Origin of the sequence: Kitasatospora sp. NPDC048540 (genome assembly GCF_040651175.1) — a bacterium.
In the GTDB taxonomy this organism is placed as follows: domain Bacteria; phylum Actinomycetota; class Actinomycetes; order Streptomycetales; family Streptomycetaceae; genus Kitasatospora.
On the sequence record NZ_JBEZIR010000065.1, the window covers coordinates 36,762 to 46,206 of the forward strand.

At 75.3% G+C, this 9,445-nt stretch carries 9 protein-coding genes; 6 read left to right on the top strand and 3 right to left on the bottom strand.

Annotation, left to right across the window (positions count from 1 at the left end; all coding sequences use genetic code 11):
* The first annotated feature begins 71 nt into the window (after positions 1 to 71).
* Positions 72 to 950: an alpha/beta hydrolase gene (locus AB0D08_RS23960; RefSeq protein ID WP_359891434.1), complete on the top strand. Its 879-nt coding sequence runs from the start codon at positions 72 to 74 to the stop codon at positions 948 to 950.
* Here AB0D08_RS23960 and AB0D08_RS23965 read toward each other — a convergent pair.
* On the bottom strand, positions 923 to 1,594 hold the full coding sequence (locus tag AB0D08_RS23965; protein ID WP_033821352.1) for a lysophospholipid acyltransferase family protein: 672 nt from the start codon (positions 1,592 to 1,594) through the stop codon (positions 923 to 925). The two genes, AB0D08_RS23960 and AB0D08_RS23965, sit on opposite strands and share 28 nt — an antisense overlap.
* Positions 1,595 to 1,892: 298 nt before the next feature.
* Between AB0D08_RS23965 and AB0D08_RS23970 the strand changes: the two genes are divergently transcribed.
* A complete protein-coding gene (locus AB0D08_RS23970) occupies positions 1,893 to 2,261 on the top strand; it encodes a hypothetical protein (RefSeq protein WP_033821351.1) in 369 nt (122 codons plus the stop codon).
* Between the two features lie 53 nt (positions 2,262 to 2,314).
* On the opposite strand, the gene AB0D08_RS23975 is transcribed toward AB0D08_RS23970, so the two are convergent.
* Positions 2,315 to 4,510: a bifunctional glycosyltransferase/CDP-glycerol:glycerophosphate glycerophosphotransferase gene (locus AB0D08_RS23975; RefSeq protein ID WP_199520358.1), complete on the bottom strand. Its 2,196-nt coding sequence runs from the start codon at positions 4,508 to 4,510 to the stop codon at positions 2,315 to 2,317.
* Positions 4,511 to 4,985: 475 nt separating this feature from the next.
* Between AB0D08_RS23975 and AB0D08_RS23980 the strand changes: the two genes are divergently transcribed.
* From AB0D08_RS23980 to AB0D08_RS23995, 4 genes are all read left to right on the top strand, one after another.
* Positions 4,986 to 5,861, top strand: a complete 876-nt coding sequence (locus tag AB0D08_RS23980) for a hypothetical protein (RefSeq protein WP_033821350.1) — start codon at positions 4,986 to 4,988, stop codon at positions 5,859 to 5,861.
* A gap of 304 nt (positions 5,862 to 6,165) precedes the next feature.
* Complete coding sequence (locus AB0D08_RS23985; protein WP_033821349.1) at positions 6,166 to 6,432, top strand: hypothetical protein; 267 nt, start codon at positions 6,166 to 6,168, stop codon at positions 6,430 to 6,432.
* 152 nt (positions 6,433 to 6,584) lie between these two features.
* Positions 6,585 to 7,007 (top strand): YjbQ family protein, encoded by a 423-nt coding sequence (locus AB0D08_RS23990; protein ID WP_033821348.1) that lies wholly within the window; start codon positions 6,585 to 6,587, stop codon positions 7,005 to 7,007.
* A gap of 122 nt (positions 7,008 to 7,129) precedes the next feature.
* On the top strand, positions 7,130 to 7,366 hold the full coding sequence (locus AB0D08_RS23995; protein ID WP_033821347.1) for a hypothetical protein: 237 nt from the start codon (positions 7,130 to 7,132) through the stop codon (positions 7,364 to 7,366).
* Positions 7,367 to 7,418: 52 nt separating this feature from the next.
* On the opposite strand, the gene AB0D08_RS24000 is transcribed toward AB0D08_RS23995, so the two are convergent.
* On the bottom strand, positions 7,419 to 9,445 hold a 2,027-nt coding region (locus AB0D08_RS24000), incomplete at its 5' end, for an SbcC/MukB-like Walker B domain-containing protein (protein ID WP_359891440.1).

Consider the following 9,445-nt stretch of genomic DNA (forward strand, 5'->3'; position numbering starts at 1 on the left):
GCTCAGCGAGAGTATTGGCCGGCGAGAATATTGGCCGACAAGGGAACACCGACCGGGAACGGGGACCCGCCATGTCCGTGGACGACTTCCACACCGCGTACGACACCGTGCTCGCCAAGTGGCCGGCCGGCACCACCGCGCTCGACCTCCGCTCGCCGTACGGCACCACCCGGGTGCTGGCCCACGGCCCGCAGGACGCTGAGCCGCTGGTGCTGCTGCCCGGCGGCGGCGCCGGCGCCACCGTCTGGTGCGCGCTGGCCGCCGAACTCGGCGACCGGTACCGGGTGTACGCCGTCGACCCGCCCGGCGATGCCGGCCGCGGCGTGGCCGGGGACCGTCCGCTCGCGCGGCCCGCGGACCTGACGGCCTGGCTGACCTCCGTGCTCGACGGCCTCGGCCTGGACCGCACCAACCTCGGCGGCCACTCCTACGGCGCCTGGCAGGCGCTGGGCCACGCCCTGCACGACCCCGGGCGGATCGGCAGGCTGGTGCTGCTCGACCCCACCCGGTGCTTCGCGGGACTGCGGCCCGGCTACCTGCTGCGCGCCCTGCCGATGCTGGCCCGTCCGAGCGCGGAGCGGGTCCGCGCCTTCCTGGCCTGGGAGTGCGAGGGTGCCGCGGTCGACGAGGACTGGCAGCGCCAGTTCGCCCTCGGCGCCGCCGAACTGCCCCGCCCGAAGCCGGTGATCGGCCGGCGGCCGGGCCCGGCGGCGCTGCGGGCGCTGGACGTGCCGACCCTGGTGCTGCTGGCCGGGCGGAGCCGGGCGCACCACCTCGGGAAGGTCGCCGCGGGCGCCCGGGCGCTGCCGGACGTCCGGCTGGCGACGCTGCCCGGGTCCTCGCACCACTCGCTGCCCGCCGCGGGCGCCGGGGAGGTCGGCGCGCTGCTGCGGGAGTTCCTGGGCGGCGGGGCGGCGCCGGCTCAGGCCGCCTTGGGCAGCTCGTTGTAGCCGTCGGCGGTCTGCTGGCCGGACAGTTCCTGGATGGCGGCCATCACCTCGTCGGTGACCTGACGGCGGGCCTTGGCCGAGCGGGCCTGGCCGTGCAGGGCGGAGAAGTCCAGCGGCTCGCCGAAACGGACCGTCACCTGCCGGATCCGGGGGATCCGCCGGCCGACCGGCAGGATGTCCTGCGGCCCCTCCAGTGCCACCGGCACCACGGGGACGCCCGCGGTCAGCGCCAGCCAGGCCACGCCGGTCTTGCCGCGGTAGAGCCGGCCGTCCAGCGAACGGGTGCCCTCCGGGTAGATGCCGAAGGCCTTGCCGTCGTTCAGGATGTCCAGCGCCTGCTCCAGCGAGGCGGCCGCCGACCGGTAGGTGCCGCGCTCGACCGGGACCGCGTTGATGACGCTGGTGAAGAAGGACCGGACGATGGCGCCCTTGAGCCCGGTGCCGGTGAAGTACTCGGCCTTGGCCAGGAAGAACACCTGGCGCGGCGCGGTCAGCGGGATCACCACGCTGTCGATGAACGAGAGGTGGTTGCTGGCCAGGATCACCCCACCCTTGCGCGGCACGTTCTCCAGCCCCTCGATGACGGGACGGTACACCGTCCTCGCCAGCGGCTTGAGCACGAGCTTGGTGATGAGGTTGATCATGGGCCCTCCCCGGCCGGCCGACACATGGGCTCGGCCGTACCCGGACCGAGGTCAGCTGGCAGATTACGACACCGCCCCCCGGGCCCGTCCACTCCTTCCGGCCCTTGGACCGGTGCGATTCCCGTCACGCCCCGCACCGGGCCGGCCACGCGGCGCCCACGGTGCGGGGCCGTGACGTGCCGTCGGCACCGTCCGCCCGGTGGGTGCCGGATCCGGCGGAAGCCGGACCGGGCGGGCCCGCGACGGGTTAGCGTGTAACGGCGGAGCACCGAGCCGCGCCGAGTCACGGGGGGTGGCCATGCCGATCCGTACTGCCCTGGTCCCGGTCCGCACCGCGCCGGACCGGCACACCGAGACGGTCCGTCTCTACCAGTCCGTCACCGGCGCCGCGGCGGGCCCGACCCGGACCGTCGAGGCCACCGGCCTGACCGTCACGGTGGTGGGACCGGTGCTGGTGCTGAGCGGCGCCGAGGAGGCGCTCGCCGCCGAACGCGAGGTCGGCGTGGTGTTCACCGTCGACTCGCTGGCCGGGACCACCGAACTGCTGCTGGCCCAGGGCGCCGAGCTGGTCCGGGAGCTGCCGGCCATGCCGCACGGCCGGGGGCGGCAACTGCGGCACCCGGACGGCCTGGTCGCGGAGTACCTGGAGCTCGGCCCCCAGCCCTGAGCCCCCAACCCTGAGCCCCCAGCCCTGAGCCCCGAGCGGTCAGCCCCGGACCGTCAGCCCTGGACCGGGAACACCCGCCGCACCACCCGCTCCGCCGCCCGGCCGTCGTCCCACGGGCAGAAGCGCTTGCGGAACGCCGCCCGCGCGTCCGGCTCCGGGTCACCCGCCCGCACCGCCGCCACCAGCTGGTCCTGGTCGGTGGCGACCGCACCCGGCGGCTCGGCCAGCAGGTCGAAGTAGACGCCGCGGGCGTGCCGGTACTCGTCCCAGTCCGGCGCGAACACCACGATCGGACGGTCCAGCACCGCGTAGTCGAACATCATCGACGAGTAGTCGGTGACCAGGGCGTCCGAGGCCAGGAAGAGGTCCTCCACCACCGGGTGGTCGGAGACGTCCAGGATCCTGGCGTCCTGCGGACCGGCCGTCAGGTCGCCCGCGCCGCCGTCGTGGAAGTAGTGGGTGCGCACCAGCAGGGTGAAGCCGGGGCCGAGTTGCCCGGCGAGTTCGCGCAGGTCGGCCAGCGGCACGTAGCCGCCCTGGGCCTCGCGGTGGGTCGGGGCGTACAGCACGGCGGTGCTTCCCGGCTCGATGCCGAGCCGCTCGCGCAGCGCGGCGCACTCCTCGGGTGTGGCGAGCGCCAACCGGTCGTTGCGCGGGTAGCCGGTGTCCAGCATCTCGTAACGGCCGGGGAAGGCGCGGGCGAAGTGCTCGCTGGTGTGCGGGTTGGAGGAGACCAGGAAGTCCCAGCGGTCGACCGCCTCCTGCAGCCGCTCGAAGTCCATGCCGTCGGCGGCGACCGGGTAGTCCCGCAGGTCCATGCCCATGGTCTTGAGCGGGGTGCCGTGCTGGGTCTGCAGGTGCACCGTGCCGGGCCGCTTGGCCATGGTGTGCGGGAAGTTGACGTTGTTGACGAAGTACTTGGCGGTGGCCATCGCCCGCAGGTACGCGGGGGTGTTGAGGATGACGTACGGCACGCCGGGCGGCAGGGTGGCGGCCCGGGCGCGGTTCTCCACCACCCACACGCCGCGCACCTGCGGTGCCAGCTCGCGGGCCTTCTCGTAGATGGCGGCCGGGTTGCAGGCGTACCCGCGGTGCCAGTACGCCGCGTACACGGCCAGGTTCCGGTCCACGGGCAGCCGGCGGAAGGTGTTGTAGGCGGTGAAGCGGGCGCTGCCGCGGACCGCCTTGCGGACCGCGGGCGCTACCGCGCGGGTGCCGCGCTTGACCGATCCGGGCAGCCGGCCGCCGCGCCGCAGCTCCGCGTACGAGCGGCGGGCGCCGCGGGCCACCAGCCGGTACTGCAGGCCGCGCACCCCGCCGGGGAAGCGGTAGCCGGCGGGGCGGTGGCGCTCGAAGTGCTCGCCGATCCGGCGGAAGAACTCCGCGCGCATCCCGGTCGGCACCAGCCCGGGGGTGTCGTGGACGGTGAGGGCCTGCTTGACGGTGCGGTCGAACACCAGCGTGCGCAGCTCCGGCCCCACCTCGGGGTGCCGGCCGAGGAAGGCGAAGATCGCGTCGTACTGGGCGAAGGCGTCCGCGTGCTTGGGGGAGGCGGTCGCGGTGATGGCGCCCGGGCGGCCGCGCCGGTAGGCGTAGCAGGGGCGGTCGAGGTAGCGCAGCCGTCCGGCGGCGAGCAGCGCGGGGTAGGTGACCGAGATGTCCTCGTAGTAGCCGCGGCCGAAGGCGACGCCGAGGCCCTCCAGGAAGTCGCGGCGGAAGACCTTGTTCCAGACCGACATCACGGCGGTGAGCAGGGCGGGGTGCTCGGCCAGCGTGCAGCCCTCGACCAGCGGGGAGCCCGCGAGCAGGTGCCGCCAGGGGTTGGGCTCGGTGCTGCCGTCCTGGTAGACGTGGGTGAAGTCGGTGAGCAGGACGTCCGCGGGCCGCCCGCCCGCCCGCTCGGTCTCCTGCTCGCGGCGGAGCTCGGTGAGGACGGCGTCCAGGCTGCCCGGCGGCAGCGAGTCGTCGCTGTCCACGAACCAGACGTAGTGGCCCGTGGCCTCGGCGAGTCCGACGGTGCGGGCGCCGCCGAGTCCCTGGTTCTCGGTGAGGTGCAGGACCTGGAAGCGGTCGTCGCCGGCGGCGTGGGCGTCCAGGATCGCGCCGCAGCCGTCGGGGGAGAGGTCGTCGACCGCGATCACCTCGACCTCGCCGGGCCGGGCGGCCGTGGCGGAGAGCGAGTCGAGGCAGCCGGGCAGGTAGCGCTCGACCCCGTGGACCGGCAGGACGATGCTCAACAGGGGGCTCACGCGTGGGTTCTCCGCGACGGGTGCAGGTGGCTGTCGGCAGGTGCGCCGGTACGGCCAACTCTAGCGAGCCCGGCTGCGCGTTCGATCACCGCCGACGCGGCGGTCGGGGGAACGGGAAACGCGACCGCCGGTGCCGCGCCGTGCGAGCGGCGGCACCGGCAGTCCGGTGTGGCGGTCCGGCCGACCCTCAACGACCGACCGCCGGTCCCGTTCACTGCGGGGGAGTCGAACCGTCGCAGCGTCGAGACGGCCAAGCAGTGACTCACTGCAGTGTCGGAAGACTATTCATATGTCGAACACATTACTTCCGGATCTTGGGGTGATGTCCCTCGAAACGGTGCTGATACAGATACTGCTTGGAGGTTTCGGCGGAGTCAATCCCTCGGATGTGTTCAGTTTCTGAATGATGTCCCAACCATTGCCGCAGGTGTCCCCGTGCTCCTATATTGACGCGAAGTCTCATAAAGGAGCGCCCATGGGCCGGCCGCCGCTGCCTGCCAGGCCGGTCAGTCCGGTCCTGCGGCTGCTGATGCTCGGGCCGCTCGCGGTCGCCGCCGGCGCGGTCTTCCTCGCCCTCACCTTCTTCGGCGGCTCCACCGACGCGCTGTTCGCCTGGCGGATGTCGCCGGTCACCGCCGCCCTGCTGGGGGCCGGGTACGGCGGCTCCTGCGCCATGCTGGTGCTCGCGCTGCGGGCCAGGACCTGGGAGAAGGTCCGGGTCGCCACCGCCGCGAGCGCCCTGTTCATGCTGCTCATGCTCGGCGCCAGCCTGCTCGGCCGCCGCACCCTGCACCTCACCGGCGGCACGCTGCCCGCCTTCGCCGCCGCCTGGACCTGGCTCGGCGTCCACCTGCTGGCGCCGCTGATCGGCCTGGTCGCGCTCGGCGCGCAGTGGCGGACGGCCGGCCCCAAACCGCCGCGCGTGCCCCGGCTGCCCTGGTGGGTGGCCGCCCCGATCGTCACCAGCGGCCTCGCCGTCGCCGTCACCGGACTGCTGCTGTACGTCCTGCCGGACCCCGCGGCCCGGCACTGGCCGTGGGCCGCCCGGCCGCTGGACGTCCGGGCGCTCGGTGCCTGGTGCGTCGCCTTCGGCGTCGCCCTGCTGCTCGGCTGGCGCGAGGCGGAGCTGCGCCGGGTGCGCAACGGGATGGCCGCGCTGGTCATCAGCGGGCTGCTCGGCCTGACCGGGTTGATTCTGCACGGCGGACAGGTCGACTGGGACGGCCCGGGCGCCTGGCTGGTCGTCCTGGTGCTGGCCGGCTTCACCGGGCTCGGCCTCTCCGGGGTGGGGGTCTCGGCCCTGCTCGACCCCCCGGAGCTCCCGGACGGTCCGGAGGTGCAGCTCCAGTAGTGGAGATCCGGTGACAACCGGAGCGTTAGCAGGTGCCCGGGGGTAAAGGGAAGAGGGCGTCCGGCGCGCGCCGCGGACCCGCGATACCCGGGTGCGCCCGGCGCGACCTGCGAAGAGAGCGCGCGGCCGGAGCGCGGCCGACCGGCTTCGATGCCTACTCGTGACCCAGGCCACTGACACCTGGTGATGTGTCAGTTCCTGTCGCACGATACGGTGGCAGAACACCAGGACGGTTGCGCGGACTCCGTCTCACACGGATAGTCTTCGCCTCACGGCCCTGGCGCCTCGTAGGGGTGGGAAATTGATGGAACACATGCAAGCACGGACACGGGCACGAGTGCCGGCGATCCAGTGCGGTGTCGGCACGACCGGCCGCCGGATCGAGCGCCACCTCGCCGTGCTGGGCGCGCCCGCGCTCCCGGTGGTGGACACCGCCGAGGCCCTCGGGCTGATAAGGGAGCTGACGCCGCGCGGCGCCGGCACCTCCACCACGCGCCGGCGGACAGCCCGGGTGCGGCTGCTGACGCCGCTGCGCCGGCTCCGCCGCAGCCTCTTCGGCAGCCGCGGCTAGACCAGGCCTCGGCGCCGGGCGCGCCGCAGGTCCAGGGGGATGGCAGCAGGACGCAGCCATCCCCCTCCAGGTCGTACCCGGGTCCGGCCGGGCCGTGCGCCACGCCGCGGACACCGCCGCCCGCCCGGACGACGATCCGTCAGGATGGCGCCATGGCAGACAACTTCCACTCCATCGTCTTCGAGATCACCACCGGCTCCGACGAGGCTGCCGTCGACATCACCGAACGCTGCACCTCGTTCCTGGCCGGGGCGGCCGCCGGGCGGGACGGTCTGCTGAACGTCTTCGTTCCGCACGCCACCGCCGGTGTGGCCGTGATCGAGACCGGCGCGGGCAGCGACCAGGACCTGCTGCACGCGCTGCGCCAGCTCCTGCCCTCCGACGACCGCTGGCTGCACCGGCACGGCAGCCCCGGCCACGGCCGGGACCACGTGCTGCCCGGCCTGGTCGCGCCGCACGCCACCCTCCCGGTGATCGGCGGCCAGCTCGCACTCGGGATCTGGCAGTCCGTGGTGCTGATCGACACCAACGGTGACAACCCCCGCCGCTCGGTCCGGCTCTCCTTCCTCGGCTGAGCCGCGGCCCGGGCCCCTCGCTCTGCCCGGCGCCCGGCTGACCCACTGGCCCGCCCGGCCGACCCGCCGGCCGACCCGGCCGCTCCTTGCGGGCAGCCGGGTCCGGCGGGTAGGAAGGCGGTATGACGGACCCGGACACCCCCGAGCCGACTGCCCGCCCGGCCGGCGCCGCGGCCTGCGAACTCGCGCCCGCCGGTGACCCGGCCGCAGGCCTGACCCCCGACCCCGCGCCCACCGGCCCGCGCGCCGACTGCGTGCTCTGCGGCGAGCCCACCGAGTACCCCGCCGACCACCCGGGCAGCACCCTCTGCCCGGTCTGCACCTGGCAGCAGGCCCAGCGGATCGCCTGCTCGGGCTGACCCCTCCGCCCGGCCCTCCCGCCGGCCGGGTCCGCCCCGGCCGGGGATCCGCTCAGGCGTCCTCGCGCCCGGCCAGCCGGAGGGTCGAACCGTGCCGGTGCTTGCGCACCAGCAGCTGGGCCGGGATCCGGCTGCGCAGATCGGCGACGTGACTGACGATCCCGACCGCCCGGTCGCGCTCCCGCAGGCCGTCCAGCACGTCCATCACCTCTTCCAGGGTCTGCTCGTCGAGGCTCCCGAACCCCTCGTCGATGAAGAGGGTGTCCAGCGGCATCCCACCGGCCTCGTCCGTCACCACATCGGCCAGACCCAGTGCGAGGGCCAGCGAGGCGAAGAAGCTCTCTCCGCCGGAGAGGGTGGCGGTGTCCCGCTCGCTGCCCGTCCAGGCGTCGACCACCCGCAGCGACAGCCCCGAACGCTTGTTGCCCGCCACCAGCCCGTCGCTGTGGACCAGGGTGTAGCGGCCGCCCGACATCTTCACCAGCCGGTCGCTGGCGGCCGCGGCGACCTGCTCCAGCCGGGCCGCGAGCACGTACGACTCCAGCCGCATCCGCAGCGCGTTGTCCGCGGGCGCGCCCGCCACCAGCGCGGCCAGCCGGCTGATCCGGCCGTACCGGTCCAGCGCCGGCGCCAGGTCGGCGGCCAGCGTGGTGAGCGCCGCGCCCAACCGGGCCAGGGCGGCCGAGCGCTCCCGGGCGGCGCTCTCCTCGGCGGCGGCCCGGCGCAGCCGCTCCGTCGCCCGCCCGAGCGCGGCCTGCGCCAGCTCCTGGTCGACCGGCGGCTGCGCGGCGGCGGCCATCAGCTCCGGATCGGCCAGCCTGGCCTCGGCGGCGGACCGCTCCGCCGCCAGCCGCTCCAGCCGCTCGCGCAGCGCGGCACGCTCGGCGGCCGGCAGTACGGCCGCCTCCGCGGCGCCAGCACCGGCGAACCCGGCCGCCAGCGCGGCCGCACCCAGCTCCAGCTCGGCCTCGGCCAGCCGGGCCGCGGCCCGTTCGGTGGTGTGCGCCGCGGCCAGCGCGGCCGCCACCGCATCGGCCAGCCCCGCCAGCGCGGCCGCCCGGGCGGCGACCGACGGGGCGTCACCCCGGGCCGCGGCGAGCCGCCGGTCCAGCTCCTCGCCCTCGGCGGTGAGCGCCTGCAGCCGGGCGGACAGCGCGGCGGTCCGCTCGCCGGCCTCCCGCAGCCGCTCCTGCCGGGTGCGCTGCTCGGAGGCCAGCTGGTCGATCCGCTGCCCGAGCTGACCGAGCCCGTCGGCGGCCCGCAGCGCCTCGGCCCGGCCGTGCTCGACCCCGGCCAGCTCGGCGGCCAGCTCGGCCACGGCGCGGGTACCGGCCGTACCGGCGGCCGCCGCCTCGTCCACCCGCAGGGCGGTCAGGGCGTCCTCGGCGTCCTCGGCCGCCGCCTCCGCCTGCTGCTGGGCCGCCCTGGCCTGCCGTTCGTCCGCCGCCGTCACCGGGGTGCCGGCCGGGCGGGCCGGCGCCGGGTGCTCGGCCGAGCCGCACACCCGGCAGGCCTCGCCCGGGGCCAGCTGACCGGCCAGTTCGGCGGCCATACCCGCCAGCCGGCGTTCTTGCAGGTCCAGGGTTCTGGCCCGGGCGTCCTGGGCGCGGCCGCGCAGGTCGAGTGCGGTGCGCTCGGCGTCGGCGAGCTCGGCCAGCAGCGCGTCGCGGCGCCGGGCCGCGGTGAGCCGGCCGGTCAGCTCGGCCCGGCGCAGGTCCAGCTGCTCGACCCGGGCCTCGGCCGCCCGGGCGGCGGCCTGCTCCTCCTGCAGCACCTTGAAGCGGCCGTCGTAGTCGACCAGCCACTCCTGGGCGTCCTCGGCGAGGTCCTCGGCCCGGGCCCGCTCCTCGGCCAGTTCGGAGCGTTCACGGGCGAGCCGGCAGCGGCGGACCTCGTCCGCCTGCGCGGCCTCCAGACGGCCGAGCGTGGCCCGCAGACCGTGCTCGGCCTCGGCCAGCCCGGCGGCCGGCGCCCCGCGCAGCGCCTCGTCGGCGAGCAGCGCGACCAGGGCGTGACGCCGAAGTTCATGGTGGCGTGGGTGAGGTGGAGCGGGGCGCCGCTGCGCCGGGAGACCTCGAT

Excerpts from the sequence above, each read along its gene's own strand:
- AB0D08_RS23960 (WP_359891434.1), top strand. The coding sequence starts at position 72 with ATGTCCGTGGACGACTTCCACACCGCGTACGACACCGTGCTCGCCAAG.
- AB0D08_RS23965 (WP_033821352.1), bottom strand. The coding sequence starts at position 1,594 with ATGATCAACCTCATCACCAAGCTCGTGCTCAAGCCGCTGGCGAGGACG.
- AB0D08_RS23970 (WP_033821351.1), top strand. The coding sequence starts at position 1,893 with ATGCCGATCCGTACTGCCCTGGTCCCGGTCCGCACCGCGCCGGACCGG.
- AB0D08_RS23980 (WP_033821350.1), top strand. The coding sequence starts at position 4,986 with ATGGGCCGGCCGCCGCTGCCTGCCAGGCCGGTCAGTCCGGTCCTGCGG.
- AB0D08_RS23985 (WP_033821349.1), top strand. The coding sequence starts at position 6,166 with ATGGAACACATGCAAGCACGGACACGGGCACGAGTGCCGGCGATCCAG.
- AB0D08_RS23990 (WP_033821348.1), top strand. The coding sequence starts at position 6,585 with ATGGCAGACAACTTCCACTCCATCGTCTTCGAGATCACCACCGGCTCC.
- AB0D08_RS23995 (WP_033821347.1), top strand. The coding sequence starts at position 7,130 with ATGACGGACCCGGACACCCCCGAGCCGACTGCCCGCCCGGCCGGCGCC.